This window comes from Ruegeria sp. B32, from assembly GCF_025141855.1.
GTDB classification, from domain to species: domain Bacteria; phylum Pseudomonadota; class Alphaproteobacteria; order Rhodobacterales; family Rhodobacteraceae; genus Ruegeria; species Ruegeria arenilitoris.
In genome coordinates this window covers 2727791-2751736 of the sequence record NZ_CP081106.1, presented here as the reverse complement: position 1 = coordinate 2751736, position 23946 = coordinate 2727791, and the positions used below count along the sequence as shown (strand labels likewise).

The 23946-nt window shown below is 57.9% G+C and carries 36 protein-coding genes; 34 read left to right on the top strand and 2 right to left on the bottom strand.

The genetic code is table 11. The features are described from left to right. Positions 1-4 precede the first annotated feature (4 nt). On the top strand, positions 5-1114 hold the full coding sequence (locus K3752_RS13970) for an HlyD family secretion protein (RefSeq protein WP_260063559.1): 1110 nt from the start codon (positions 5-7) through the stop codon (positions 1112-1114). Between the two features lie 145 nt (positions 1115-1259). Beyond that, complete coding sequence (locus K3752_RS13965) at positions 1260-2129, top strand: DMT family transporter (RefSeq protein ID WP_260063558.1); 870 nt, start codon at positions 1260-1262, stop codon at positions 2127-2129. Here the strand turns inward: K3752_RS13965 and K3752_RS13960 are convergent. Continuing rightward, positions 2114-2920 (bottom strand): putative rhamnosyl transferase, encoded by an 807-nt coding sequence (locus K3752_RS13960; RefSeq protein WP_260063557.1) that lies wholly within the window; start codon positions 2918-2920, stop codon positions 2114-2116. The two genes, K3752_RS13965 and K3752_RS13960, sit on opposite strands and share 16 nt — an antisense overlap. A gap of 374 nt (positions 2921-3294) precedes the next feature. Here K3752_RS13960 and rpsL point away from each other — a divergent pair, with 374 nt between their 5' ends. The 18 genes from rpsL to K3752_RS13870 all read left to right on the top strand — a co-directional run bounded on the left by rpsL (position 3295) and on the right by K3752_RS13870 (position 17346). Further along, on the top strand, positions 3295-3666 hold the full coding sequence (gene rpsL / locus K3752_RS13955; protein WP_005980675.1) for a 30S ribosomal protein S12: 372 nt from the start codon (positions 3295-3297) through the stop codon (positions 3664-3666). Positions 3667-3681: 15 nt separating this feature from the next. Next, positions 3682-4152 (top strand): 30S ribosomal protein S7, encoded by a 471-nt coding sequence (gene rpsG / locus K3752_RS13950; protein WP_093964348.1) that lies wholly within the window; start codon positions 3682-3684, stop codon positions 4150-4152. 18 nt (positions 4153-4170) lie between these two features. Then, a complete protein-coding gene (gene fusA, locus K3752_RS13945; protein WP_170360942.1) occupies positions 4171-6288 on the top strand; it encodes an elongation factor G in 2118 nt (705 codons plus the stop codon). Between the two features lie 60 nt (positions 6289-6348). Beyond that, positions 6349-7524, top strand: a complete 1176-nt coding sequence (gene tuf, locus K3752_RS13940) for an elongation factor Tu (protein ID WP_170343064.1) — start codon at positions 6349-6351, stop codon at positions 7522-7524. Between the two features lie 266 nt (positions 7525-7790). Beyond that, a complete protein-coding gene (locus K3752_RS13935; protein WP_260066327.1) occupies positions 7791-8774 on the top strand; it encodes a sterol desaturase family protein in 984 nt (327 codons plus the stop codon). A gap of 4 nt (positions 8775-8778) precedes the next feature. After that, positions 8779-9882 carry an acyltransferase gene (locus tag K3752_RS13930; RefSeq protein ID WP_260063554.1) on the top strand — a complete coding sequence of 368 codons (1104 nt, stop codon included), beginning with the start codon at positions 8779-8781 and terminating at the stop codon, positions 9880-9882. A 209-nt stretch (positions 9883-10091) separates the two neighbouring features. Further along, on the top strand, positions 10092-10406 hold the full coding sequence (gene rpsJ, locus K3752_RS13925) for a 30S ribosomal protein S10 (protein ID WP_008756422.1): 315 nt from the start codon (positions 10092-10094) through the stop codon (positions 10404-10406). 18 nt (positions 10407-10424) lie between these two features. Then, on the top strand, positions 10425-11150 hold the full coding sequence (rplC, locus tag K3752_RS13920; protein ID WP_170343454.1) for a 50S ribosomal protein L3: 726 nt from the start codon (positions 10425-10427) through the stop codon (positions 11148-11150). Next, positions 11147-11764, top strand: a complete 618-nt coding sequence (gene rplD, locus K3752_RS13915; protein WP_170342972.1) for a 50S ribosomal protein L4 — start codon at positions 11147-11149, stop codon at positions 11762-11764. Before rplC ends, rplD begins: the two co-directional genes overlap by 4 nt. Then, the gene (locus tag K3752_RS13910; RefSeq protein WP_093965341.1) at positions 11761-12057 is read left to right on the top strand and encodes a 50S ribosomal protein L23; all 297 of its coding nucleotides are present in this window, start codon (positions 11761-11763) and stop codon (positions 12055-12057) included. The genes rplD and K3752_RS13910 overlap by 4 nt, the downstream gene beginning before the upstream one ends. 165 nt (positions 12058-12222) lie before the next feature. After that, positions 12223-13233, top strand: a complete 1011-nt coding sequence (locus K3752_RS13905; RefSeq protein WP_260063553.1) for a DUF2971 domain-containing protein — start codon at positions 12223-12225, stop codon at positions 13231-13233. A gap of 244 nt (positions 13234-13477) precedes the next feature. Beyond that, positions 13478-14320 (top strand): 50S ribosomal protein L2, encoded by an 843-nt coding sequence (gene rplB, locus K3752_RS13900; RefSeq protein WP_093965344.1) that lies wholly within the window; start codon positions 13478-13480, stop codon positions 14318-14320. Positions 14321-14323: 3 nt separating this feature from the next. Further along, positions 14324-14602: a 30S ribosomal protein S19 gene (gene rpsS, locus K3752_RS13895; protein ID WP_005980699.1), complete on the top strand. Its 279-nt coding sequence runs from the start codon at positions 14324-14326 to the stop codon at positions 14600-14602. A 3-nt stretch (positions 14603-14605) separates the two neighbouring features. Then, on the top strand, positions 14606-14986 hold the full coding sequence (gene rplV, locus K3752_RS13890) for a 50S ribosomal protein L22 (RefSeq protein ID WP_039538267.1): 381 nt from the start codon (positions 14606-14608) through the stop codon (positions 14984-14986). Continuing rightward, positions 14986-15696, top strand: a complete 711-nt coding sequence (gene rpsC / locus K3752_RS13885) for a 30S ribosomal protein S3 (protein WP_093965346.1) — start codon at positions 14986-14988, stop codon at positions 15694-15696. Before rplV ends, rpsC begins: the two co-directional genes overlap by 1 nt. 12 nt (positions 15697-15708) lie before the next feature. After that, positions 15709-16122, top strand: coding sequence for a 50S ribosomal protein L16 (gene rplP, locus K3752_RS13880; RefSeq protein ID WP_005980704.1), 414 nt, complete (start codon positions 15709-15711; stop codon positions 16120-16122). A gap of 126 nt (positions 16123-16248) precedes the next feature. Further along, entirely contained in the window at positions 16249-16650 is a 402-nt protein-coding gene (locus K3752_RS13875; protein ID WP_170366437.1) for a nuclear transport factor 2 family protein, read from the top strand. A 75-nt stretch (positions 16651-16725) separates the two neighbouring features. Then, positions 16726-17346, top strand: a complete 621-nt coding sequence (locus tag K3752_RS13870) for a 2OG-Fe(II) oxygenase family protein (RefSeq protein ID WP_170392161.1) — start codon at positions 16726-16728, stop codon at positions 17344-17346. 295 nt (positions 17347-17641) lie between these two features. Here the strand turns inward: K3752_RS13870 and K3752_RS13865 are convergent, their stop codons facing one another. Next, the gene (locus tag K3752_RS13865) at positions 17642-18007 is read right to left on the bottom strand and encodes a thermonuclease family protein (RefSeq protein ID WP_260063552.1); all 366 of its coding nucleotides are present in this window, start codon (positions 18005-18007) and stop codon (positions 17642-17644) included. Positions 18008-18260: 253 nt separating this feature from the next. Here K3752_RS13865 and rpmC point away from each other — a divergent pair, with 253 nt between their 5' ends. The 14 genes from rpmC (at position 18261) to K3752_RS13795 (ending at position 23927) form a co-directional block, all read left to right on the top strand. Beyond that, positions 18261-18467 (top strand): 50S ribosomal protein L29, encoded by a 207-nt coding sequence (rpmC, locus tag K3752_RS13860; RefSeq protein WP_093965352.1) that lies wholly within the window; start codon positions 18261-18263, stop codon positions 18465-18467. 4 nt (positions 18468-18471) lie between these two features. Beyond that, complete coding sequence (gene rpsQ / locus K3752_RS13855) at positions 18472-18702, top strand: 30S ribosomal protein S17 (RefSeq protein ID WP_170342963.1); 231 nt, start codon at positions 18472-18474, stop codon at positions 18700-18702. Positions 18703-18778: 76 nt separating this feature from the next. After that, on the top strand, positions 18779-19147 hold the full coding sequence (rplN, locus tag K3752_RS13850; RefSeq protein ID WP_005621870.1) for a 50S ribosomal protein L14: 369 nt from the start codon (positions 18779-18781) through the stop codon (positions 19145-19147). Positions 19148-19149: 2 nt separating this feature from the next. Beyond that, positions 19150-19461 (top strand): 50S ribosomal protein L24, encoded by a 312-nt coding sequence (rplX, locus tag K3752_RS13845; RefSeq protein WP_093965356.1) that lies wholly within the window; start codon positions 19150-19152, stop codon positions 19459-19461. After that, positions 19454-20014, top strand: coding sequence for a 50S ribosomal protein L5 (gene rplE / locus K3752_RS13840; protein ID WP_093965358.1), 561 nt, complete (start codon positions 19454-19456; stop codon positions 20012-20014). The genes rplX and rplE overlap by 8 nt, the downstream gene beginning before the upstream one ends. A 19-nt stretch (positions 20015-20033) precedes the next feature. After that, entirely contained in the window at positions 20034-20339 is a 306-nt protein-coding gene (gene rpsN / locus K3752_RS13835; protein WP_093965360.1) for a 30S ribosomal protein S14, read from the top strand. Between the two features lie 13 nt (positions 20340-20352). Next, positions 20353-20745: a 30S ribosomal protein S8 gene (gene rpsH, locus K3752_RS13830; protein ID WP_093965361.1), complete on the top strand. Its 393-nt coding sequence runs from the start codon at positions 20353-20355 to the stop codon at positions 20743-20745. Between the two features lie 11 nt (positions 20746-20756). Continuing rightward, entirely contained in the window at positions 20757-21290 is a 534-nt protein-coding gene (gene rplF / locus K3752_RS13825; protein WP_093965363.1) for a 50S ribosomal protein L6, read from the top strand. Between the two features lie 11 nt (positions 21291-21301). After that, complete coding sequence (rplR, locus tag K3752_RS13820) at positions 21302-21661, top strand: 50S ribosomal protein L18 (RefSeq protein ID WP_010437103.1); 360 nt, start codon at positions 21302-21304, stop codon at positions 21659-21661. 114 nt (positions 21662-21775) lie between these two features. Next, on the top strand, positions 21776-22339 hold the full coding sequence (rpsE, locus tag K3752_RS13815) for a 30S ribosomal protein S5 (protein WP_093965365.1): 564 nt from the start codon (positions 21776-21778) through the stop codon (positions 22337-22339). A gap of 12 nt (positions 22340-22351) precedes the next feature. After that, a complete protein-coding gene (gene rpmD, locus K3752_RS13810; RefSeq protein ID WP_093965366.1) occupies positions 22352-22540 on the top strand; it encodes a 50S ribosomal protein L30 in 189 nt (62 codons plus the stop codon). A gap of 237 nt (positions 22541-22777) precedes the next feature. Beyond that, on the top strand, positions 22778-23113 hold the full coding sequence (locus K3752_RS13805; RefSeq protein ID WP_170342961.1) for a helix-turn-helix transcriptional regulator: 336 nt from the start codon (positions 22778-22780) through the stop codon (positions 23111-23113). Then, positions 23106-23561 (top strand): SRPBCC domain-containing protein, encoded by a 456-nt coding sequence (locus tag K3752_RS13800; protein ID WP_170343461.1) that lies wholly within the window; start codon positions 23106-23108, stop codon positions 23559-23561. The genes K3752_RS13805 and K3752_RS13800 overlap by 8 nt, the downstream gene beginning before the upstream one ends. Before the next feature lie 150 nt (positions 23562-23711). Further along, positions 23712-23927 (top strand): DUF1127 domain-containing protein, encoded by a 216-nt coding sequence (locus K3752_RS13795; RefSeq protein WP_170343462.1) that lies wholly within the window; start codon positions 23712-23714, stop codon positions 23925-23927. The last annotated feature ends 19 nt before the right edge of the window (positions 23928-23946 follow it).

Below are 23946 nucleotides of genomic sequence, written 5' to 3'. Positions count from 1 at the left end.
TCGGATGCTCATAGTCCTCGGATTGTATTTTGGCGTGATTTGGCTGGTCTTTTCCAAGTTCAGCCTGCTGCCCTGGAATGGCTTCTGGAAGACCGTGTCGTACGGTGGGGCCGCCGTCGTCGCGTTGGTTGTCATCGGCGCACTCAACCACACGGCGCCCACGGGGCCTGTGTCGGTTCTGGGCGTTCAGACAAGCATTGTGCCCAATGTCTCCGGAACGGTCGTCGAAGTTGCCGTTGAGCCGAACCAGAAGGTCAACGAAGGCGATCTTTTGTTCAGAATCGATCCCGAGTTCTACGTGCTCGAGGTAGCGCGGCTGGAGGCATCTCTGGAAGCCGCCCGGTCTGCAGCGGACCAATTGACCACGGATCTGGCGGCTGCCGAAGCCGATATCGCTTCATTGACCGCGCAGCTCGTTTTTGGGCAGCAGCGGCGGGATGACATCGTTCAACTGGAAGAGCGTGGCGCATCTACCACCTTCAAACTGCAGGAAGCGGTTGCGACGATCGAACAGCTCACCGCAAGCATTCGTGCAGCAGAAGCCCGAAAAGCGGGGCTGGAGCGCCGGATCGCAGCTCAGATCGACGGTGAGGATGTGGCGGTCGTGGAGGCCGAACAGGCGCTTGCGCAGGCCGAATGGAACCTCAAGCAGACGAGAGTCTTCGCGCCGGGCGACGGGATCGTCAGTGCGGTCACGCTGCGCCCGGGCAATCGCGCGACAACCTTCCAAGGCGCATTGACCTTCATAGATCCGACGAACCACGCGTTGGTGGCCTCGCTGCCCCAATCCAGCCGTTCCAATGTCGGCCTTGGCGATGAAATACGTGTGGCGCTGCGAACCCAACCGGGATCCGAGATCACGGGAACTATTTCGGGGTTCCCGCCGGCCCTGTCTGAGGGCGCACTGGATCTCCGCTCCGGTTTACCTTCAATGCGCGAACTTGTCGGGATCACCAGCTTTCCGGTCCTCATCGAACTTCCTGGCGATGTACCTCTGGAAACACTTCAATTCGGCGCGTCGGGCACCGCGCTTGTGATGACAGACAAGGCCGGGCCGATCTCGCCACTTGCAGAGATTCTGTTCTGGGTCACGCAGAAGCTGAACTACCTGTAAGCGGCAACGCAGAAACCCACCCCATGGCAGTGATCAGGTATTACTGCGATCGGACCAAACAAAATCGAATTGGCCGGATCACAAGTTGACAATCTGCTCAGGTGAGATGCCAATGCCGGGACCAGATTGAAACCGGGCTACGGCAATGACACCGAACGTCAAAGGCGCCCTGCTGATGATGGGCAGCATGGCCGCATTCACTGTGAACGACACGCTGGTCAAAGCGGCTGGTCAGGAGGTGCCACTGTTCCAACTGGTGGCTCTGCGTGGGTTGTTGGCGACCATCCTGGTTTTTGCGTTGACGCGGCATCTGGGGGCATTGCATCTGCGGTTCGGGCGGCACGACCGCTGGTTGGTGGCTTTTCGTTGCGTGGCGGAATTGTCGGCGACGTTCTTCTTCCTCACGGCTTTGATGCACATGCCGCTGGCCAATGTGACCGCGGTTCTGCAGGCCCTGCCGCTGACCGTAACCCTGGGTGCGGCCCTGTTCTTTTCGGAACAGATCGGGTGGCGGCGGATCATGGCCATTGCATTGGGATTTGCAGGCATGTTGCTGATCGTGCGACCGGGTCCGGACGGATTCAGCATCTATGCCATGTATGCCTTGATTGCCGTCATCTGCGTGACGGCTCGGGATTTGATCACCCGCCGAATGTCGCCCGAGGTGCCGTCGATGGTCGTCACTTTGGCAACCTCATTGACGATTACCACCGGTGCGGCAATTGCCTCGGTCTTCCAGGGTTGGGTGCCGATGACGGCCGGGTCGGGGATGTTGATTGCCTCGGCAGCAGTTTTCGTCCTGCTGGGGTATCTCTTCAGCGTCATGGTGATGCGCGTTGGCGAGGTCAGCTTTGTCGCGCCGTTCCGATACTCGAGCCTGATCTGGGCCTTGGGTCTGGGATGGGCGGTATTCGGAGATTGGCCTGACCGGATCACCATGCTGGGTGCCGCACTGGTGGTGACCGCGGGCCTGTTCACCCTCTTTCGCGAGCGGGCACTTCAGGCGTCCGAATAGACGCGTCGGACCACCGCCGGATCAATTGCAAACCGGGTTTCGAACTGCTTTGCCAGAGCGGGGGTCAACGGTTCCAGCTTGGCCTTGCTTGTGCGGGTGTTGGGTGAATCGTTGAACCCGTTGAGAGTGCGCACCCACATCGGTGGTTCGTTCTGGCTGATGACTGGCATGAAGTTGCCGATCTTGTGGTGGGCAAAGTTCATGATCGTCAGCTCACACCCGCCGCGCACATACATCCCAAAACCAACACCCAGCAGGGACCGGTGAACCGGCGTAACCTGGATTCCGCTGGCGTCGAACCGGGCAAGGAAGCCGTGATTGAAATCAATGGCAACCATCTTGTTGCGCCGTACCAGCCCTTCGGCGTCCTGAACCGCGCGGCGCAGCAATTCGACGAAATCCACCGCAATCGCATCGTCGTCATCATGACGGAACTGCAGGCATGGCAGGTCAGGGTTCAGGCGTGCCCGGTTCAGGACGTCCTTCATGACAGAGCGATGCCGGCCGGGTTCCTGCGAGACGATTTGCACTTGTTTCATGCCCGAAGTCAGGTCGTTCAGACGATCACGGGCGACCCTAGGCAGGCAGGTCCCCGTCACGATCAGAAACTGAAACCGCGGATCCGTCTGGGCGCGTAGGGCGGGCAGGGCGCAGGTCTCGAACAGGCGGAACCGCTCGTCCAGACGCCGGGGGTCATACAGATAGCGCCGGCGCGCTTCGACCGACTCGTGCATGGTCTGGAACCCGCCGATGGCCGGGTAGGAGAAACGGCACAGACCAATGACTTGCATCTTCACTTCCGGTAGGAATACACCAGTGCGGACTATGCCCCGAGGGATGTGACACCGCAACCGATGTCGCTTCCGCCGCGACGCACGGCTGCAAGGCGGGCGGGCATCTGCCGGGGCTGTTGACAGTCGGGCCGACTCCCCCTATACGCCCGTCATCTCGGTACCGGGGGCCGCCCCAAAACCGATTTCAGTATTGAACTGGTCAAGGCCCGGACAATTTTGCAGTTCGCGCCCTCTGATAACCAACCGCGACGTTCACCTCGGAATGGGAACGCTCGCGGGTTTTGCGCTTGTGGACGCATTGGCGCAGCGAAGTTAGCCGCACGCAACGCGCGTGCATGTCATGTGTGTTGCAAAACGGGGAAGAAACCGGAATGCCAACTATTCAACAGCTGATCCGCAAACCGCGGCAGCCCAAAGTAAAACGCTCGAAGTCCATGCACCTGGAGCAGTGCCCGCAGAAGCGCGGCGTCTGCACCCGCGTGTACACCACCACGCCGAAGAAGCCGAACTCGGCTATGCGTAAGGTTGCCAAGGTGCGCCTGACCAACGGTTACGAAGTCATTTCGTACATCCCGGGTGAAAGCCACAACCTGCAAGAGCACTCGGTTGTTCTGATCCGTGGCGGCCGTGTGAAAGACCTTCCGGGTGTCCGCTACCACATCCTGCGTGGTGTTCTGGATACCCAGGGCGTCAAAGACCGTAAGCAACGTCGTTCGAAATACGGCGCGAAGCGTCCCAAGTAAGAAGGAGAGGCTGATATGTCACGTCGTCACGCCGCCGAAAAACGCGAAGTCCTGCCTGACGCCAAATTTGGCGACAAGGTCCTGACCAAATTCATGAACAACCTGATGATCGACGGCAAGAAGTCGGTCGCAGAGCGTATCGTCTACAACGCCTTCGATCGCGTTGAGAGCAAGATCAAGCGCGCTCCTGTCGAGGTGTTCCACGAAGCACTCGACAACATCAAGCCGTCGGTCGAGGTTCGCTCGCGCCGGGTTGGTGGTGCAACCTACCAGGTTCCGGTCGAAGTGCGCCCCGAGCGCCGCGAAGCTCTGGCCATCCGCTGGCTGATCACCGCCGCGCGCGGCCGCAACGAAAACACCATGGAAGAACGCCTCGCCGGCGAACTGCTGGACGCCGTACAGTCCCGCGGTACTGCCGTTAAGAAGCGCGAAGACACCCACAAGATGGCCGAGGCGAACAAAGCCTTCAGCCACTATCGTTGGTAATCCCAGAGGCTTATCCAAATGGCACGCGAATATCCGCTCGAACTATACCGTAACTTCGGTATCATGGCGCACATCGATGCAGGCAAGACCACCTGCTCGGAGCGTATCCTGTATTACACCGGCAAATCCCACAACATCGGTGAGGTGCACGATGGTGCAGCCACCATGGACTGGATGGAGCAGGAGCAGGAACGCGGCATCACCATCACTTCGGCTGCGACCACCACCTTCTGGGAGCGCACCGAGGACGGTCAGACCGCCGATACCCCCAAGCACCGCCTGAACATCATCGACACCCCCGGCCACGTTGACTTCACCATCGAAGTCGAGCGTTCGCTGGCGGTTCTCGACGGTGCCGTCTGCGTTCTGGACGCAAACGCCGGTGTTGAACCCCAGACCGAAACCGTGTGGCGTCAGGCTGACCGCTACAAGGTTCCGCGCATGGTCTTCGTCAACAAGATGGACAAGATCGGCGCCGACTTCTTCAACTGCGTTCGCATGATCGAAGACCGCACCGGCGCGCGCGCCGTTCCCGTCGGTATCCCGATCGGTGCAGAGAACGAACTTGAAGGCCTGATCGACCTGGTCACCATGGAAGAATGGCTGTGGCAGGGCGAAGACCTTGGCGCAAGCTGGGTCAAGGCTCCGATCCGCGACAGCCTGAAGGACATGGCTGAAGAATGGCGCGGCAAGATGATCGAAGCGGCCGTCGAAGAAGACGACGACGCGATGATGGAATACCTGGAAGGCAACGAGCCCGACATTCCGACCCTGCGCAAACTGCTGCGCAAGGGTACCCTGGCGCTGCACTTCGTGCCGGTTCTGGGTGGTTCGGCGTTCAAGAACAAAGGTGTTCAGCCGCTGCTCAACGCCGTGATCGACTATCTGCCCAGCCCGCTGGACGTTGTCGACTACATGGGCTTCAAACCCGGTGACGAGGAAGAAGTCCGTAACATCGCGCGTCGCGCTGACGATGACATGGCCTTCTCGGGCCTGGCGTTCAAAATCATGAACGACCCCTTCGTTGGCTCGCTGACCTTCACCCGGATCTACTCGGGCGTTCTGAACAAGGGCGACTCGATTCTGAACTCGACCAAAGGCAAGAAAGAGCGCATCGGTCGTATGATGATGATGCACTCGAACAACCGGGAAGAGATCGAAGAAGCGTTCGCAGGCGACATCATCGCTCTGGCGGGTCTGAAAGACACCACCACCGGTGACACCCTGTGCGATCCGAAGGATCCCGTGGTTCTGGAAACCATGACCTTCCCCGATCCGGTGATCGAGATCGCGGTCGAGCCCAAAACCAAGGGCGACCAGGAAAAGATGTCTCAGGGTCTGGCCCGTCTGGCCGCCGAAGACCCGTCCTTCCGCGTGGAAACCGACCTGGAATCGGGTCAGACCATCATGAAGGGCATGGGCGAACTTCACCTGGACATCCTGGTCGACCGTCTGAAGCGCGAGTTCAAGGTCGAAGCCAACATCGGTGCGCCGCAGGTGGCCTATCGTGAGACCATCTCGATGCCGATCGAACACACCTACACCCACAAGAAACAGTCGGGTGGTTCGGGTCAGTTCGCTGAGGTCAAGCTCGAGATCACTCCGACCGAACCGGGCGAAGGTTATTCGTTCGAAAGCCGCATCGTTGGTGGTGCCGTTCCGAAGGAATACATCCCGGGTGTCGAAAAAGGCATCCAGTCCGTCATGGACAGCGGCCCGCTGGCCGGCTTCCCCGTGATCGACTTCAAGGTTGCCCTGCTGGACGGTAAATTCCACGACGTCGACTCGAGCGTTCTGGCGTTCGAAATCGCGGCGCGGATGTGCATGCGCGAAGGTCTGAAAAAGGCCGGCGCGAAACTGCTGGAACCGATCATGAAGGTCGAAGTGATCACCCCGGAAGAGTACACCGGCGGTATCATCGGCGACCTGACTTCGCGTCGGGGCCAGGTGTCTGGACAAGAGCCGCGCGGCAACGCGATTGCGATCGACGCATTCGTGCCGCTGGCCAACATGTTCGGCTACATCAACACTCTGCGTTCGATGTCGTCGGGCCGCGCCCAGTTCACCATGCAGTTCGACCACTATGATCCGGTTCCGCAGAACATCGCGGAAGAGATCCAGGCAAAATACGCATAACCGAAAAATAGAGGGAGCCTGCTGCCCGGGCTCCCTTCATTTCCGAAAAAGGAGGCCATCATGGCAAAGGAAAAGTTTGAGCGTACAAAACCGCACGTCAACATTGGCACGATTGGCCACGTTGACCACGGCAAGACGACGCTGACCGCAGCAATCACCAAGTATTTCGGCGACTTCAAGGCGTATGACCAGATTGACGGTGCGCCGGAAGAGAAAGCGCGCGGCATCACCATCTCGACCGCCCACGTGGAATACGAGACCGACAACCGCCACTATGCGCATGTCGACTGCCCCGGCCACGCTGACTATGTGAAGAACATGATCACCGGTGCGGCGCAGATGGACGGCGCGATCCTGGTTGTGAACGCCGCTGACGGCCCGATGCCGCAGACCCGCGAGCACATCCTGCTGGGCCGCCAGGTTGGCATCCCGAAGATGGTCGTGTTCCTGAACAAGGTTGACCAGGTTGACGACGAAGAGCTGCTGGAACTGGTTGAGATGGAAGTTCGCGAACTGCTGTCCAGCTACGACTACCCCGGCGACGACATTCCGATCATCGCAGGTTCGGCTCTGGCCGCGATGGAAGGCAACAACCCGGAAATCGGCGAGAACAAGATCCGCGAACTGATGGCGGCCGTTGACGAGTACATCGACACGCCCGAGCGCGCTGTTGACCAGCCGTTCCTGATGCCGATCGAAGACGTGTTCTCGATCTCGGGCCGCGGTACCGTTGTGACCGGTCGTGTCGAGCGTGGTGTGATCAACGTTGGCGACGAGATCGAAATCGTCGGCATCCGCGACACGCAGAAGACCACCTGCACCGGTGTCGAGATGTTCCGCAAGCTGCTGGACCGCGGTGAAGCGGGCGACAACATCGGCGCCCTGCTGCGCGGCGTTGACCGTGACGGCGTTGAGCGTGGCCAGGTTCTGTGTAAGCCGGGCTCGGTTACTCCGCACACCAAGTTCGAAGCCGAAGCCTACATCCTGACCAAGGAAGAAGGCGGCCGTCACACTCCGTTCTTCGCGAACTACCGTCCGCAGTTCTACTTCCGTACGACTGACGTGACCGGCACCGTGACCCTGGCCGAAGGCACCGAGATGGTCATGCCCGGCGACAACGTGTCGTTCGGCGTCGAGCTGATCGCCCCGATCGCCATGGAAAACGGTCTGCGCTTCGCCATCCGCGAAGGCGGCCGCACCGTCGGCGCAGGCGTCGTGTCCAAAATCATCGAGTAAGGCGCATCAGCGCATACTGATGGAAAGGGCGTCCCTTGGGGCGCCCTTTTTGCTCTGTTTGAACAGTACTTCTTCTTTCGGTGATCAGGTTCGCTGCCACTTGCTTGCGAAAGCAAGTCAGTTCCTGCAAGCCCATTCACAAGGGCAGAATTTCCGGCATTCGCGCATGTTGCCATCATTTCAGCGCATTTAGTGCTCATTGTATCGTCAGTGTGACGCAGGCAATTGCATCAAAATTCGTTGAGAGGAGCTTGCAGTTGGGAATAGTGGAAGAAGCTTGGTCGCAGTTGCAGTGGTTCTTCACGAGCTATGAATCGCGCCTTGCCGCGTTCTATCTGATTTGCACAGTCGTTATGGTTTTTGCCATATGGTTGTTTCGCGGTCGGCCGTCGGGTTTCGTAAAGTTTCTGCTGCCGCGTGAAGTATATTTCCACCGCTCCAACCTCATCGATATTCAAGTTTTCCTGATCAATCTATTCTTGGGCGTATTGGGTATATTCAGTGCGACCCTCTTCACACCGTTGATTGCGAACTTTGTGCTGCATCAACTTGTTTGGTATCAAGGGGCTGATTTCCAACCGCTTGATATCACTTGGGGGCGAAGCGCCTTGGCGACGCTCATTGTGATTCTAACGTTGGATTTCTGTAAGTATTGGGCGCATTTCATTCACCACGAGAACCGGTTGCTATGGCCATTCCATGCCTTGCATCACTCGGCTGAGGTTATGACCCCGCTTACCGCCAATCGAAACCACCCGGTCTTTCTCCTGATCCGGAACGTGATCTATAGTTTTGTGCTGGGAGCCGTTCAGGCCTTGGTTCTTTTCCTGCTGATTGGAAAAATAGACCTCTTGACCATTGGCGGTGCCAATGCGGGTTATTTCGTGTTCAACCTGTTGGGAGCGAACTTGAGGCACAGCCATGTTTGGCTTAGCTACGGGCCGGTGTTGGAACATATTTTCATTTCACCGGCGCAACATCAGATTCATCATTCCCGGGCCAAGAAGCACTTCAACAAGAACTATGGTGAAGTATTCGCCATTTGGGACTGGATGTTTGGAACACTTTATGTGCCGAACGGGTACGAGGAGCTTGAATTTGGGCTAGCGGACGCCCGCGGGAATCCGATCGAGCAACCTCATAGAAACTTGAAAGAGGCCCTGATCAACCCATTCGTCGAAAGTTTCGAAGAAGCAACGGGGCTTCAGTTCAAAACTGCGTCCCAAGATGTATCGTCCGGACGGAAATAGCGAGATGACGCGCGGCCTGTCCCTTTGGCTGGATGTTATGCGGGTCGCCGCAACTTTGATCGTGGTCTTGTCCCATCTTGCGTATCCACGCTTTACAGGAACCAGTTATGCATTTCTGCGCGATTGGAACGTCGGTAGCGACGCCGTCATCGTGTTCTTTGTCATTTCTGGTTTTGTCATTGCCTACGCGGCGGATCGGGATGGCACAGGGTCTCGATTTATTTTCAATCGTGCGACACGCCTTTTTTCGGTTATGGTTCCGGCACTGGTGTTGACACTGGCTTTTGATGCGTATGGTCAAGGTATCGATGCGGGGGCGTATCCGGCGCCGTTCTACCAACCGCATCCGACAGGCGAGTTCCTGTTGCGTGGGCTGACATTTTCGAACGAATGGTCAACGCTCGGCCGTCTCCGCCTGGGCACCAACGGCCCGCTGTGGTCCTTGAGCTACGAGGCAGCCTACTATATCCTGTTCGGCTTCGCGGTGTTCACAAAAGGTCTGCCACGTATCGCGATCCTGATCGCCGTCATCGCAATAGCAGGGTTGAATGTTATGCTTCTGATGCCGGCTTGGCTAATGGGTGTAGGCCTTTGGAAATGGGTTCAGTCCGAAGGCCTTGCTATTGTCCCACGTTGGGTCGGTTGGGTGTTTGTCCTGCTCGCACCCGGTTGCTATCTTGCCAACCACCTGTTGGGGGTGCCCGAGGTTCTGGTCGACGCAACGGCGGGCGCGCTCGGGGTACAGGACGCCCGCTGGGGGCTGGGGTTTTCAGACGAATTCTTGTGGAATTTCCTGATCGGTACCTTTACCGCAATGTTTGTGGCTGGGATCGCAATTCTGGATCCCAAGACCGTGCCGGGGCACCGACAGGTGCGTTGGTTGGCTGGTGCAAGCTTTTCCGTCTATGTGACGCATTATCCAGCCCTGCATCTTTTGGATGCGGCCGTCGCCGACACTCTTGGCCGAGATCTGATACTGCTGTTCGGCTCGCTTGGAGTCGGAATAGTCTTTGCCCGCTATTTTGAACGCCCAATAGGAAAATTCCGCACGAGGTTGGCCGGGCCAAAAATGACGCAACTATTGAAGAGCAGCCGGGCTACCCACTAAAGCGCACCGGATACAATGACGGCAGGAAATCGGAACTTGCAGCGTTTTTTGAACTTCCCTCTTGTCAGATGCTGCTTGCCCCTGTAGTACGCGCGGGTTCTCGATGAGAACGTGAAGGCGGGGTGATTCCCGCCTTTTGGGTTCGATGAGGGTTGGCGATGAGCGCCCGTCCTCCTCTCAACTCCAACGCCTGAAAAAAGGCTGTTAATATGCAAAGCCAAAACATCCGTATTCGGCTGAAGGCATTTGACTATCGCGTCCTGGATGCCAGCACGCAAGAGATCGTCAACACTGCAAAGCGGACCGGCGCGAACGTGCGCGGCCCGATCCCGCTGCCGAACAAGATCGAGAAGTTCACGGTTCTCCGTGGCCCTCACGTTGACAAGAAATCCCGCGATCAGTTCGAGATCCGTACGCACAAGCGTCTCTTGGACATCGTAGATCCGACCCCCCAGACCGTGGACGCGCTGATGAAGCTCGACCTGGCCGCTGGCGTGGACGTCGAGATCAAGCTGCAGTCGTAAGATCGGAGGGTATTGATGATGCGCTCTGGTATTATCGCAAAAAAAGTCGGCATGACCCGCCTGTTCATGGAAGACGGCAAGCAGATCCCTGTGACCGTTCTTCACCTGGACAACCTGCAGGTCGTTGCACAGCGCACCGCTGACAAAGACGGCTACACCGCCGTTCAGCTGGGCGCCGGTGCCGCCAAGGCAAAACGCACCTCGAAGGCCATGCGCGGCCACTTCGCCGCCGCCAAGGTCGAGCCCAAGCGCAAGCTGGCCGAGTTCCGCGTGTCGGAAGACGCGCTGATCGAAGTGGGCGCCGAGATCTCGGCAGATCACTTCCTGGCTGGTCAGAAAGTTGACGTTTCGGGCACCTCGATCGGTAAAGGTTTTGCCGGTGCAATGAAGCGCCACAACTTCGGTGGTCTGCGTGCCTCGCACGGTGTTTCGATCAGCCACCGTTCGCACGGTTCGACCGGTCAGTGTCAGGACCCGGGCAAGGTGTTCAAAGGCAAGAAGATGGCCGGTCACATGGGTGCTGCCCGTGTTACCACCCAGAACCTCGAGGTCGTCAAAACCGACGCCGACCGTGGTCTGGTCTTCATCAAAGGCGCCGTTCCCGGACCGAAGTCGGGCTGGGTTACCGTCAAGGACGCCGTCAAGAAGAAAGCACCGGAAGGCCTGCCCTTCCCGGCTGCTGTGAAATCGGCTGCAACCGAAGCACCTGCGGAAGAAGCACCCGCGGAAGGTGGTGAAGCATGAAACTTGATGTAATCAAACTGGACGGCAAGAAAGCCGGCAACATCGAGCTGGATGCGGACCTGTTCGGCCTGGAGCCGCGCGCGGACATCCTGCACCGTGTGGTCCGTTGGCAGCGCAACAACGCGCAGGCTGGCACCCACAAGGTGAAGACCCGCTCGGAAACCAGCTACTCGACCAAGAAGATCTACCGCCAGAAGGGCACCGGTGGCGCACGTCACGGTGACCGCAACGCGCCGATCTTCCGCAAAGGTGGCATCTACAAGGGTCCGACCCCGCGTTCGCACGGCCACGACCTGCCGAAGAAGTTCCGCAAGCTGGGCCTGCGCCACGCACTGTCGGCCAAGGCCAAAGCCGGTGAGCTGGTCGTGATCGAAAGCGCCGAAGCCGAAGGCAAGACCGCCGCACTGGCCAAACAGGTTGCAAACCTGGGCTGGAAGCGCGCTCTGGTCATCGACGGCGCCACCGTGAACGAAGGGTTCGCCCGCGCAGCCCGCAACATCGAAGGTCTGGATATCCTGCCGTCGATGGGCGCAAACGTCTATGACATCCTCAAGCGTGACACCCTGGTGCTCACCAAGGCGGGTGTCGAAGCACTGGAGGCTCGACTGAAATGAGCGCGAAGGCAGAACACTACGACGTGATCCGCAAGCCGATCATCACCGAGAAAACGACCATGGCCTCTGAGAACGGCGCGGTTGTCTTTGAAGTGGCGATCGACAGCAACAAGCCGCAGATCAAAGAGGCCGTCGAGGCGCTGTTTGGTGTGAAGGTCAAGGCGGTGAACACCACCGTGACCAAAGGCAAGGTCAAGCGGTTCCGCGGCCAGCTGGGCAAGCGGAAAGACGTCAAAAAGGCCTATGTGACCCTGGAAGAGGGCAACACCATCGACGTGACCACCGGTCTCTGATCGGACCCGTCTTTGGAGAGAGATGAAAGCCCCCGCCGAAAGGCGGGGGTTTTTGTTTTATTTTCGCGTTCTCAAGATCATGACGCGTTCTGGCTTCACTAGATTGAACTTACTCACTCAGCCTGTATCCTGTTGCGATAAACATCCCCGAAAGATGACACGGCAATGAGAGATACGGGCGCGTCTACTCAATTTTCATACCGCACTGGCTTTCTAAAGGCGGCGTTCGGAGATTTAGACAATTGTCAGTCGCCGAGTTTTCGGCAACGGTTCAAGCGTGAGAACGTTATTTGCTCAGCACAGACGCTCTACCACTATACAACCTTGGCTGGTTTTCAAGGAATTGTAAGGACGGGTGGTTTTTGGGCTAGTGACAGTCGCTACATGAACGACGCAGAAGAAACCGTGCATGGGCGAAAGTTAGCATTGAAAGTGATTCAACACCGAATTGAGAGAACCCGCGTTAGATGCTTTCCTGAAATTTTGAAGTCTGTGGCGGAAAAGCTTTCGCGCGAAGCCCGAATTGGGCATTTGGTGGCCTGCTTTTCAACCTCTAGAGACAGTTTGGAACAATGGCGAGGATACGGTGGCAGTGCAGGTGTCTGCCTTGCAGTGAACGGCCTCACGGGCCACTCTGAAATTTCGACTAAAGTCTCTCACGAAGCTACAAAATCGAATACCCCTGTCTTTGTTGCCCCCGATCAAGTGCCGCTTGAAGTTCAGTACAGATGGCGAAGAAAAGCGACAATTTTGCTTTCTGTTATTGGCCGGTTCGAAAGACAATATGAACTGGACCGCAGCGCCATGCCGGAGCGTTGGCCCCATGATCATGACGAACAGTACGTTGAGTACCTCTATGACACACTGATGCACTACATTCTGATCCTCAAGAACGACGCGTTTGAAAAAGAAAACGAAGCAAGGATCGTTTTGCCTTACTCGGCGATAAAAAAGTTCAGGTCGGGATTGCAGTTTAGGCCAAGCAACCTCGGTCTCATTCCCTACGTGTGCACCGGTGATCACTTGGGCAACACGGGTCAGATGCCAATCAAGGAAGTAATCGTTGGACCAAGTGCACACAAAGATCTTATAGCGGAGAGCATCACAACCTTCTTGGAACATATGGGCTACAGAGATGTTCCTGTTTCTCTTTCGACGGTCCCATTTCGGTCATAGCTCTGTTAGTGTCTAGTGTCGTGAAAGCCCGATTTTTGGCTAGCAGGAGAGAAACTGCGATCACTCCTATTGCCCCCCACCCCCAACCCTGCTACACGCTCCCAATCTTGCGGCCTCGGATTCGTTCCGGGGCCTCTGATATTTGCAACCGGGGACCTTCGGGGCCCTATAACCTGGGCACCTACGGGGGCCTCTCACATAGCGGGGATTGATCCTCGCGCTTGCTAAACGGAAGACAGAAAGCATGGCACTCAAGTCGTACAAACCGACGACGCCGGGCCAGCGCGGGCTGGTGCTGATCGACCGTTCGGAGCTTTGGAAAGGACGTCCGGTCAAGTCTCTCACTGAGGGTTTGACCAAATCGGGCGGCCGGAACAACACCGGACGGATCACTTCACGCCGCCGTGGCGGTGGCGCAAAGCGTCTCTACCGGATCGTTGACTTCAAACGGAACAAACTGGATGTGGCGGCAACCGTCGAGCGGATCGAATACGACCCGAACCGGACCGCATTCATCGCACTGATCAAATATGACGACGGCGAGCAGGCCTATATCCTGGCGCCGCAGCGTCTGGCGGTTGGCGACAAGGTCATCGCTTCGGCCAAGGCCGACATCAAGCCCGGCAACGCGATGCCGTTCTCGGGTATGCCGATCGGTACCATCGTGCACAACATCGAGATGAAGCCCGGCAAGGGCGGTCAGATCGCGCGTGCAGCGGGCACCTACGCCCAGTTCGTCGGCCGCGATGGCGGCTATGCCCAGATCCGTCTGAGCTCGGGCGAGCTGCGCATGGTGCGCCAGGAATGCATGGCCACCGTCGGTGCCGTGTCGAACCCCGACAACAGCAACCAGAACCTCGGCAAAGCCGGTCGTATGCGCCACAAGGGCGTGCGTCCGTCGGTCCGTGGTGTTGCCATGAACCCGATCGATCACCCCCACGGTGGTGGTGAAGGCCGGACCTCGGGTGGCCGTACGCCGGTTACGCCTTGGGGTAAGGACACCAAGGGTAAGCGTACCCGCAACAAGAACAAAGCGTCCCAGAAGCTGATCATCCGCTCGCGGCACGCCAAGAAGAAAGGGCGTTAAGACATGTCTCGCTCTGTTTGGAAGGGTCCTTTCGTCGACGCTTACGTGCTGAAAAAAGCCGAAGCTGCGCGCGAGTCGGGCCGCAACGAAGTCATCAAGATCTGGTCGCGTCGTTCCACCATTCTGCCCCAGTTCGTGGGTCTGACCTTTGGTGTGTACAACGGCCAGAAGCATATCCCGGTAAACGTCTCGGAAGACATGATCGGTCAGAAGTTCGGTGAGTACTCGCCGACCCGGACCTATTATGGCCATGCCGCAGACAAAAAAGCGAAGCGGAAGTAAGTCATGGGCAAGGAAAAGAACCCCCGCCGCGTGGCTGAAAACGAAGCAATGGCAAAAACCCGTATGCTTCGCACCAGCCCGCAGAAACTGAACCTGGTTGCGCAAATGATCCGCGGCAAGAAAGTCGAGAAGGCTCTGACCGACCTGACTTTCTCGAACAAGCGTGTCGCGCAGGACGTCAAAAAGTGCCTGCAGTCCGCAATCGCGAACGCCGAAAACAACCACAACCTGGATGTCGACGAGCTGATCGTCGCCGAAGCATGGGTTGGCAAGAACCTGGTCATGAAGCGCGGTCGTCCGCGTGCCCGTGGCCGTTTCGGCAAGATCATGAAGCCGTTCTCGGAGATCACCATCAAGGTGCGTCAAGTTGAGGAGCAAGCCTAATGGGACATAAAGTCAATCCGATCGGCATGCGCCTTCAGGTCAACCGCACCTGGGACAGCCGTTGGTACGCAGATACCAAGGACTACGGTGATCTTCTGCTGGAAGACCTCAAGATCCGTGAGTTCATCAAGAAAGAGTGCAAGCAGGCCGGCATCGCCCGTGTGATCATCGAACGTCCGCACAAGAAGTGCCGCGTCACGATCCACACCGCGCGTCCCGGTGTCATCATCGGCAAGAAAGGCGCGGACATTGAAGTTCTGCGCAAGAAAATCGCGCAGATGACCGACAGCGAACTGCACCTGAACATCGTCGAAGTGCGCAAGCCGGAACTCGACGCGCAGCTGGTTGCCGAGTCGATCGCTCAGCAGCTGGAACGTCGTGTTTCCTTCCGTCGCGCAATGAAGCGCTCGGTTCAGAACGCCATGCGCATGGGCGCCCTGGGTATCCGGGTGAACGTCGCTGGCCGTCTGGGCGGCGCCGAAATCGCACGGACCGAATGGTACCGCGAAGGCCGCGTGCCTCTGCACACCCTGCGTGCCGACATCGATTACGCACATGCCGAAGCGATGACCCCCTACGGGATCATCGGGATCAAGGTCTGGATCTTCAAAGGTGAGATCATGGAGCACGATCCGCAGGCACGTGACCGTAAAGCACAGGAACTCCAGGACGGCCCTGCACCTCGTGGTGCTGGTGGCGGTCGTCGCTAAGGAGGGAAAGATATGCTTCAACCAAAGCGTACAAAATTCCGCAAGATGCACAAAGGCCGGATCAAGGGCGAAGCCAAAGGCGGCTCTGATCTGAACTTTGGCACCTACGGTCTGAAAGCCCTGCAGCCCGAGCGCGTCACCGCACGCCAGATCGAAGCTGCTCGTCGTGCCATGACCCGTCACATGAAACGTCAAGGTCGCGTCTGGATCCGGATCTTCCCGGATACTCCCGTGACCTCGAAGCCGACCGAAGTCCGTATGGGTAAAGGTAAAGGCTCGGTCGACTATTGGGCAGCCAAAGTGAAGCCCGGTCGCGTGATGTTCGAGATCGACGGCGTCAACGATGAAATCGCGCGCGAGGCCCTGCGCCTGGCTGCGATGAAGCTGCCGATCAAGACCCGCGTGGTGGTCCGCGAGGACTGGTAAACCGGTCTTGCCAAGACTTCAGAAAACCCCGCCGAACCGGCGGGGTTTTTTGTTTTTCGGATGGTTTGGGTTAGGCTCAGCTTCAGCTTTTGATATTTTGGAAAAGCCTAGAACAGGGGGCCTCAAATGGTTTCGACGTCAGAGATTGAAAAGATTGACGACGGCTTCTTTGCCGCACTGAACGCAATGTTCGAGGGTGACGTTGCGCCGATGGAGGCGCTGTGGTCGCATGCGGACGATGTCATCTATATGGGGCCGTCACCCGATCTGTTCCACGTCGGGTGGAAAGTCACGGATCAGGATTGGGTCGCGCAGGGTCGGGCGCATCTGGGCGGGTCGATCAAAGTGCTGAACCGGCATGTTGTGGTTGGGGATACGCTTGCAACTGTGCATCACGTCGCCGAAGCATCGGGGCAGGGCGATGGGGCCGGTATCCGGATGCGCGGCACGAATGTCTATCGCCATGAAGGTGGAGCGTGGAAGCTGATCGCGCATCACAGCGACCCGTTGCCCTATGTTGACTTGTGACAGCTGCGGCGGTTTTCCAGAATCGAAGAAAGTTCCTCTATCGCGCCTTGGCGTCGAATGGGGTAATGGACGCCCATGGCACAGATTGAATCACTCTTCGTTACCCGTCTCTACCGCGCCGCTCTGTCTGAGTTCGATCCAAGGATCGATCCGGAGGAGCTGGAGAACTCGTGCCTTGTCATCGCTGAGGATGATGAGGCCGGGCAGGAGTGGTGCGAAAAGAACGGCTATCCGGGTTACACCAGCTATGCGTCGTTGACTGATCTGCCCTGGCGGTTTCCGATCTTTCAGGATTTGGTGAAGACTTTGGATCAGCACGTGGCTGCATTCGCAAAAGACCTTGAGTTTGATCTGGATGACCGGGAATTGAAGCTGGAGGATCTTTGGATCAACATCCTGCCTGAGGGTGGAATGCATGCCAGCCACATCCATCCTCACAGTGTGATTTCTGGGACGACCTATGTGTCAATGCCGGAAGGCGCCAGCGCGCTGAAGCTGGAGGACCCCCGCTCGGGCCGGATGATGGCCGCGCCGGTGCGCCGCAAGGGCGCCCGGCGCGAATTGCAGCCCTTTATTTATATGAAGCCGAAGGTCGGCGACGTTCTGCTGTGGGAAAGCTGGCTGCGCCACGAGGTGCCGATGAACATGGCCGAAGAAGAACGGATTTCGGTCAGTTTTAACTATAAGTGGGAGTGAGCCTTGAAGGGCGAACTCAACTGCCCGCATTGTGCCGGTTTGATCTGCGCCGATAGGCGACGACTGTCGTCGTCCTGCGAACCGAAATCGATGCGTGACCGAAAGCCCCATTCCGCAGTCGTTCTCTGGCACCGGTTGGTTCGAGATGCCTATACCTTCCCTGTGAAAAGAAAGGCAGGTCCAGCGCAAGCCCCCTTTTGACCAGCTCCGCGCCGATGTCCTGCCCATTGGGTAGGTATCCAATTCCAACTAGCCGGTCATAGGATGTTTCGCCGTTCGGCTTGACGGTAATCTCCTAACCTTTGCAGATTTCGACCATCGTCCACTTTGCCTTTAGGCCCCATGGCATGTCCAACTCGGGCGCATCAATGCCGGCTAGACGGATCTTTGTTCCACGGACAATGATTGTGTCGCCATCGATCACATAAGCGCGCCCCGTCAGAACGCGGTTGGAGGGAACAACACTCGGCTGTTGTCGCGGGATTGCGCGTTTCCGTGTGGAGGCTTGCGGATGTTTTTGATGGCCTCTATGACGGGCGACGAGGCGTGGCTTTCTTGATATTAAAGCAACTAGAAGTGCCGCAAACCCAATTAGGACAACCAGTTCCATTTTTTTCACCGTTCCTAAGTCAGCGGGATAAAGATACTTCAAGGGTTTCACGTGTCTTTTGAGTTTCGGCCAAACCCGTTTCCACAGAAGACAACGCGCAAGTGGTCAGGTTCTGACGTGACCCGTTGGTTGCCCGGTTCTGGCTGCAAAACTTCCTCTTGCCACCCACCCACCAAACCCTTATACGGCGGCATCCTGCGGTCTCCCGGCGTTGTCGGGCGATTCGCATGTCTATCATTCATCCACCAGGTCCAAGGTGACCCGTGTACGGGGCCTTCTGGTGTTTTGAGCAAAGGAAAAGGCGATGAACGCCCAAGAACTGCGTGAAAAGACCCCGGACCAGCTCCGCGAGGAACTGGCCAACCTGAAGAAAGAAAGCTTCAACCTGCGCTTTCAACAGGCCACCGGTCAGCTGGAAAACACTGCTGGTATCAAAGCGGCCCGCCGCAATGCTGCCCGCGTCAAAACCATTCTGAACGAAAAGGCCGCTGCCGCGGCATCCGAGGAGTAATCAGATGCCCAAGCGTATCCTGCAAGGCACCGTGACCAGCGACGCCAACGAACAGACCATCACCGTTCTGGTCGAGCGCCGTTTCAAGCACCCTCTGCTGCAGAAAACCGTTCGTAAGTCCAAGAAATACCGGGCTCACGACGAAAAGAACGCCTTCAAGGTCGGCGACACCGTACGCATCATCGAATGCGCGCCGAAATCGAAGACGAAACGTTGGGAGGTTCTGGAGGCCTAGGCCTCCGGGATTTTTCCATTTGTCGAAACCCTGGGGGATTTAACAAGACCAGCCCCCACAGGTCGGGAGAAACCACATGATCCAGATGCAGACCAATCTGGATGTCGCTGACAACTCCGGCGCCCGCCGAGTTCAGTGCATCAAGGTCCTGGGTGGTTCCAAGCGTAAATACGCCTCCGTCGGCGACATCATTGTCGTCTCGGTGAAGGAAGCCATTCCGCGCGGCCGCGTGAAGAAAGGTGACGTCCGCAAGGCCGTCGTCGTGCGCACCGCCAAAGAAGTCCGTCGCGAAGACGGCACCGCGATCCGCTTCGATCGCAACGCCGCCGTCATCCTGAACAACAACAACGAGCCCGTCGGTACCCGTATCTTCGGCCCCGTTGTTCGTGAACTGCGCGCGAAGAACTTCATGAAGATCATCTCGCTGGCTCCGGAGGTGCTGTAATCATGGCTGCTAAACTCCGCAAAGGCGACAAGGTCGTCGTGCTGGCCGGCAAGGACAAGGGCAAAGAGGGGACTATCACCTCGGTCGACCCCAAAGCCGGCAAAGCTGTCGTTGATGGCGTGAACATCGCCATCCGCCACACCCGCCAGTCGCAAACGTCGCAAGGTGGCCGCCTGCCCAAGGCGCTGCCGATCGACCTGTCGAACCTGGCCCTGCTGGACAAGAACGGCAAGGCAACCCGCGTCGGCTTCCGCATGGAAGGTGACAAGAAGGTTCGTTACGCCAAGACCACGGGGGACGTGATCGATGCTTGATGCTGCAACCTACACCCCGCGTCTGAAAGCTCAGTACGCTGAAACCATCCGTGCCGCTCTGAAAGAAGAGTTCGGCTACAAGAACGATATGCAGATCCCCAAGCTGGAGAAGATCGTTCTGAACATCGGCTGTGGTGCCGAGGCGGTGAAGGACTCGAAGAAGGCGAAAGCCGCGGTCGAGGATCTGACGGCGATCGCCGGTCAGAAGGCCGTTTCGACCAAGGCGAAGAAGTCGATCGCGGGTTTCCGCGTCCGTGAAGACATGCCGCTGGGCGCCAAGGTGACCCTGCGCGGCGACCGGATGTACGAATTCCTCGACCGTCTGATCACCATCGCGATGCCTCGCGTACGTGACTTCCGCGGTGTGAAACCGTCCTTCGATGGCCGTGGCAACTTTGCCATGGGCATGAAAGAGCACATCGTGTTCCCGGAAATCGACTTCGACAAGGTCGATGAGGTCTGGGGCATGGACATCGTAATTGCCACCACAGCGAAAACCGACGCTGAAGCAAAGGCACTGTTGAAAGCTTTCAACATGCCGTTCAACGCGTAAGCGCCGGGAGGATTGAGACATGGCTAAAAAAGCAATGATCGAACGCGAGAAGAAGCGCGCACGCCTGGTGGCACAATATGCCGAAAAGCGTGCGGCTCTGAAAGAGATCGCGAATGACGAGAGCAAGCCGATGGAAGAGCGCTTCAAAGCGCGTCTGAAACTGGCGAAACTGCCGCGCAACAGCTCGGCTACCCGTCTGCACAACCGTTGTCAGCTGACCGGTCGTCCCCACGCTTACTACCGTAAGCTGAAGGTCAGCCGTATCGCGCTGCGCGAGCTGGGTTCTGCTGGTCAGATCCCCGGCATGGTGAAATCGAGCTGGTAAGGGAGAGACAGATATGAACGATCCTATCGGCGATATGCTCACCCGCATCCGCAACGCGCAAATGCGCGGCAAGTCCACCGTGATCACTCCGGCGTCGAAACTGCGCGCCTGGGTTCTGGACGTGCTGGCGGACGAAGGCTATATCCGCGGCTATGAAAAGACGACCGGTGAAAACGGTCATCCGGCTCTGGAAATCAGCCTAAAATACTACGAAGGCACCCCTGTCATTCGCGAACTGAAGCGGGTCTCGAAGCCCGGCCGTCGCGTATACATGGGCGTCAATGACATCCCGCAGGTTCGTCAGGGCCTGGGCGTGTCGATTGTCAGCACTCCGAAAGGTGTGATGTCGGACGCAAACGCTCGCTCCAACAATGTTGGCGGCGAAGTGCTCTGCACCGTCTTCTAAGGAGGTCTGCAATGTCTCGTATTGGTAAGAAACCGGTCGAGCTGCCCAGCGGCGTTACCGCCTCTGTGTCGGGTCAGACCATCGAAGTCAAAGGTCCGAAAGGCACCCGCAGCTTCACCGCAACCGATGACGTCACCCTGACGGTCGAAGACAACGTGGTCAAAATCGACCCGCGTGGTTCGTCCAAGCGTGCGCGTCAGCAGTGGGGCATGAGCCGCACCATGGTCGCCAACCTGGTGACCGGTGTGACCGAAGGCTTCAAGAAGGAACTGGAAATCCAGGGTGTGGGTTACCGCGCTCAGATGCAGGGCAACACCCTGAAGCTGAACCTGGGCTACAGCCACGATGTTGATTTCGTTGCTCCGGAAGGTGTCACCATCACCGCGCCGAAGCAGACCGAGATCGTTGTGGAAGGCATCGACCAGCAGCTGGTGGGCGAAACCGCGGCGAAAATCCGCGAGTGGCGCCGTCCTGAGCCGTACAAAGGCAAAGGCATCCGCTACAAGGGCGAGTTCATCTTCCGCAAGGAAGGCAAGAAGAAGTAAGGACGAACACAATGGCAAACAGCAAAAGAACCCTGTTTCTGAAGCGCCGCCTGCGCGTTCGGAACAAACTTCGCAAGGTCAACGCGGGTCGTCCGCGTCTGTCCGTACACCGTTCGAACAAGAACATCTCCGTTCAGCTGATCGACGACGTACGTGGCGTGACCCTGGCCTCGGCCTCGACCCTGGAAAAGGATCTGGGTGTTGTTGGCAAGAACAACGTCGAAGCGGCCACCAAAGTGGGCGCAGCCATCGCCGAGCGGGCCAAGAAGGCCGGCGTCGAAGAGGCTTATTTCGATCGTGGCGGCTTCCTGTTCCACGGCAAGGTGAAGGCAGTTGCCGACGCCGCGCGTGAAGGCGGCCTGAAAATCTAAGACCTGTGGGCGGGTTTCGATCCGCCCCGATGATCCGGGGGCCTCGGCGTCAGTCGAGGCTCACTTGGATTGAAGAAAACGGCGCCAAGCGCCACATGAGAAAAGGGATGCCAAATGGCAGAACGTGAGAACCGTCGGGGCCGTGGCCGCGACCGTGAAGAAGCGCCGGAATTTGCCGATCGTCTGGTCGCAATCAACCGCGTGTCGAAAACCGTAAAAGGTGGTAAGCGCTTTGGCTTCGCCGCTCTGGTGGTTGTTGGCGATCAGAAAGGCCGCGTGGGCTTTGGCAAAGGTAAAGCGAAAGAAGTACCTGAAGCCATCCGTAAGGCGACCGAGCAAGCCAAGCGTCAGATGATCCGCGTGCAACTGCGCGAGGGTCGGACCCTGCACCACGATATCGAGGGCCGTCACGGCGCCGGTAAAGTGGTCATGCGCACCGCACCGGAAGGTACCGGTATCATCGCCGGTGGTCCGATGCGTGCCGTGTTCGAAATGCTGGGCGTTAAGGACGTTGTGTCCAAGTCGCTGGGCTCGCAGAACCCGTACAACATGATCCGCGCCACCATCGACGGCCTTAAGAAAGAACAGAGCCCGCGTTCGGTTGCCGCGCGTCGTGGCAAAAAGGTCGCCGATATCCTGCCCAAGCGGGATGAAGCACCGGCTGAAGCCGAAGCGTAAGGAGAGCGAGCAATGGCAAAAACCATCGTCGTCAAGCAGATCGGTTCCCCGATCCGTCGCCCCGCCGAACAGCGCGCAACCCTGATCGGTCTGGGCCTGAACAAGATGCACAAGACCCGCGAATTGGAAGACACTCCGTCGATCCGCGGCATGGTCAACAAGATCCCGCATCTGGTTGAGATCATCGAAGAGCGCGGCTGAGCGCCAAATTCGAAAGCCTAATGAACGCCTCCGATCTGATCGGGGGCGTTTTCATTTTTGGCCGTCGCCTGCGCGGAATGTCGGAAGACCGCCTTTTGCGTTGAACTTGGCCAAGGCCTGGCCAGGAACTCACAGGTAGACACCTTTTTTGCCCTCTGTCCTGACCTTTAAATTAAAAACATAGCCAAACGGCTAACTTTTTCTTGACGCGGGCGGTGCGTTGAAATACTTAGCCTTATGGCTAACAAACTCGATACATTTTTTTCTGCGCTGGCCGATCCGACCCGGCGTGCCGTGATCGAACGGCTGATCACTGGCCCAGCGGCCGTGTCAGAGCTGCACGAAGCGCACGACATGGCTCTTCCTTCGTTTCTGAAGCATCTCGGCAAACTGGAATCCGCTGGAATGATCCGTTCGGAGAAGATCGGTCGGGTTCGCATGTTGCATATCGAAGCCGCCCCGATCGCCGAGGCGGAAGGTTGGTTGAAACAACAACGTCACCTCTGGGAAGGCCGGTTGGATCGCCTGTCTGCACTTGCCGAGCAAATTGAAAAGGAATCCGATGATGGCTGATTACGAAACTTTGATCCTGGAACGCGAGATTTCCTGCGCTCCCGACCGGCTGTTTCAGGTGTTGACCGACCGCGAGTTACGCCAGAAATGGGCCGCACCAGACGATGAAAGCGTAGTTCTGATTGATGTTTTTGACTGTCGACCCGGAGGCCGTGAGGAAACGCGGTGTGGACCGAAAGAGGCGCCAGAGTTCAATACGACCAGCCTGTTCCACGTGGTCTCGCCGGAGTTTCTTTCATTGACCGAAACACTGGTCATTCAGGGAGAGTTGGTCTCGGTCTCGCTGTGCGGACACGAAATCATGCCGAATGGCCAAGGCAGTACGCTGCGCGTCACGTTGCAGATCACAAGCCTGGCCGGGCCAGAACTGTTTCAGGACTACAAAGGTGGCTGGTCTGCTGCTTTGGACAACCTGTCCCGGCTTGCGGCCGGTAGCGGTCACTCCTGATTTGCGCCGCTATGCCAAAAATGCATAGCGGCCAGTCCAAAACCATCGTTGTTAGCGATAACTGAAGTCCCTATCTCAACCCTGTCCAAGACAGGAACCAAGTAAGTGACATCGGGGAATACGCCCCGACATTCGAAAGGAAATGAGATAATGGCACACACAGCGACCCTGACACATGGCGGCTTCAACCTGACCGCCCGTATCGCAAACCTGATCGAGCGCGTGAAAGAAAACCGCGCCCGGGCCAGCGAATACACCCGCACGTATACCGAGTTGCAGCGTCTGAGCGACCGCGAGTTGAACGACATCGGCATCCGCCGGTGCGACATCGCCGACATCGCCCGCGAGCACGCCTACTGCTCGTAAGATACGGGACGACAACATA

Excerpts from the sequence above, each read along its gene's own strand:
- rpsH (WP_093965361.1), top strand. The coding sequence starts at position 20,353 with ATGAACGATCCTATCGGCGATATGCTCACCCGCATCCGCAACGCGCAA.
- K3752_RS13870 (WP_170392161.1), top strand. The coding sequence starts at position 16,726 with ATGGCACAGATTGAATCACTCTTCGTTACCCGTCTCTACCGCGCCGCT.
- rpsE (WP_093965365.1), top strand. The coding sequence starts at position 21,776 with ATGGCAGAACGTGAGAACCGTCGGGGCCGTGGCCGCGACCGTGAAGAA.
- K3752_RS13805 (WP_170342961.1), top strand. The coding sequence starts at position 22,778 with ATGGCTAACAAACTCGATACATTTTTTTCTGCGCTGGCCGATCCGACC.
- K3752_RS13970 (WP_260063559.1), top strand. The coding sequence starts at position 5 with ATGCTCATAGTCCTCGGATTGTATTTTGGCGTGATTTGGCTGGTCTTT.
- rplF (WP_093965363.1), top strand. The coding sequence starts at position 20,757 with ATGTCTCGTATTGGTAAGAAACCGGTCGAGCTGCCCAGCGGCGTTACC.
- rplX (WP_093965356.1), top strand. The coding sequence starts at position 19,150 with ATGGCTGCTAAACTCCGCAAAGGCGACAAGGTCGTCGTGCTGGCCGGC.
- rplD (WP_170342972.1), top strand. The coding sequence starts at position 11,147 with ATGAAACTTGATGTAATCAAACTGGACGGCAAGAAAGCCGGCAACATC.
- K3752_RS13905 (WP_260063553.1), top strand. The coding sequence starts at position 12,223 with ATGAGAGATACGGGCGCGTCTACTCAATTTTCATACCGCACTGGCTTT.
- K3752_RS13930 (WP_260063554.1), top strand. The coding sequence starts at position 8,779 with ATGACGCGCGGCCTGTCCCTTTGGCTGGATGTTATGCGGGTCGCCGCA.
- K3752_RS13795 (WP_170343462.1), top strand. The coding sequence starts at position 23,712 with ATGGCACACACAGCGACCCTGACACATGGCGGCTTCAACCTGACCGCC.
- rpsS (WP_005980699.1), top strand. The coding sequence starts at position 14,324 with ATGTCTCGCTCTGTTTGGAAGGGTCCTTTCGTCGACGCTTACGTGCTG.
- rpmD (WP_093965366.1), top strand. The coding sequence starts at position 22,352 with ATGGCAAAAACCATCGTCGTCAAGCAGATCGGTTCCCCGATCCGTCGC.
- rpsG (WP_093964348.1), top strand. The coding sequence starts at position 3,682 with ATGTCACGTCGTCACGCCGCCGAAAAACGCGAAGTCCTGCCTGACGCC.
- rplV (WP_039538267.1), top strand. The coding sequence starts at position 14,606 with ATGGGCAAGGAAAAGAACCCCCGCCGCGTGGCTGAAAACGAAGCAATG.
- rplB (WP_093965344.1), top strand. The coding sequence starts at position 13,478 with ATGGCACTCAAGTCGTACAAACCGACGACGCCGGGCCAGCGCGGGCTG.
- K3752_RS13875 (WP_170366437.1), top strand. The coding sequence starts at position 16,249 with ATGGTTTCGACGTCAGAGATTGAAAAGATTGACGACGGCTTCTTTGCC.
- rpmC (WP_093965352.1), top strand. The coding sequence starts at position 18,261 with ATGAACGCCCAAGAACTGCGTGAAAAGACCCCGGACCAGCTCCGCGAG.
- rplN (WP_005621870.1), top strand. The coding sequence starts at position 18,779 with ATGATCCAGATGCAGACCAATCTGGATGTCGCTGACAACTCCGGCGCC.
- rpsJ (WP_008756422.1), top strand. The coding sequence starts at position 10,092 with ATGCAAAGCCAAAACATCCGTATTCGGCTGAAGGCATTTGACTATCGC.
- rpsN (WP_093965360.1), top strand. The coding sequence starts at position 20,034 with ATGGCTAAAAAAGCAATGATCGAACGCGAGAAGAAGCGCGCACGCCTG.
- tuf (WP_170343064.1), top strand. The coding sequence starts at position 6,349 with ATGGCAAAGGAAAAGTTTGAGCGTACAAAACCGCACGTCAACATTGGC.
- rplP (WP_005980704.1), top strand. The coding sequence starts at position 15,709 with ATGCTTCAACCAAAGCGTACAAAATTCCGCAAGATGCACAAAGGCCGG.
- K3752_RS13960 (WP_260063557.1), bottom strand. The coding sequence starts at position 2,920 with ATGCAAGTCATTGGTCTGTGCCGTTTCTCCTACCCGGCCATCGGCGGG.
- rpsC (WP_093965346.1), top strand. The coding sequence starts at position 14,986 with ATGGGACATAAAGTCAATCCGATCGGCATGCGCCTTCAGGTCAACCGC.
- K3752_RS13965 (WP_260063558.1), top strand. The coding sequence starts at position 1,260 with ATGACACCGAACGTCAAAGGCGCCCTGCTGATGATGGGCAGCATGGCC.
- rpsL (WP_005980675.1), top strand. The coding sequence starts at position 3,295 with ATGCCAACTATTCAACAGCTGATCCGCAAACCGCGGCAGCCCAAAGTA.
- rpsQ (WP_170342963.1), top strand. The coding sequence starts at position 18,472 with ATGCCCAAGCGTATCCTGCAAGGCACCGTGACCAGCGACGCCAACGAA.
- rplR (WP_010437103.1), top strand. The coding sequence starts at position 21,302 with ATGGCAAACAGCAAAAGAACCCTGTTTCTGAAGCGCCGCCTGCGCGTT.
- rplE (WP_093965358.1), top strand. The coding sequence starts at position 19,454 with ATGCTTGATGCTGCAACCTACACCCCGCGTCTGAAAGCTCAGTACGCT.
- K3752_RS13910 (WP_093965341.1), top strand. The coding sequence starts at position 11,761 with ATGAGCGCGAAGGCAGAACACTACGACGTGATCCGCAAGCCGATCATC.
- fusA (WP_170360942.1), top strand. The coding sequence starts at position 4,171 with ATGGCACGCGAATATCCGCTCGAACTATACCGTAACTTCGGTATCATG.
- K3752_RS13800 (WP_170343461.1), top strand. The coding sequence starts at position 23,106 with ATGGCTGATTACGAAACTTTGATCCTGGAACGCGAGATTTCCTGCGCT.
- rplC (WP_170343454.1), top strand. The coding sequence starts at position 10,425 with ATGCGCTCTGGTATTATCGCAAAAAAAGTCGGCATGACCCGCCTGTTC.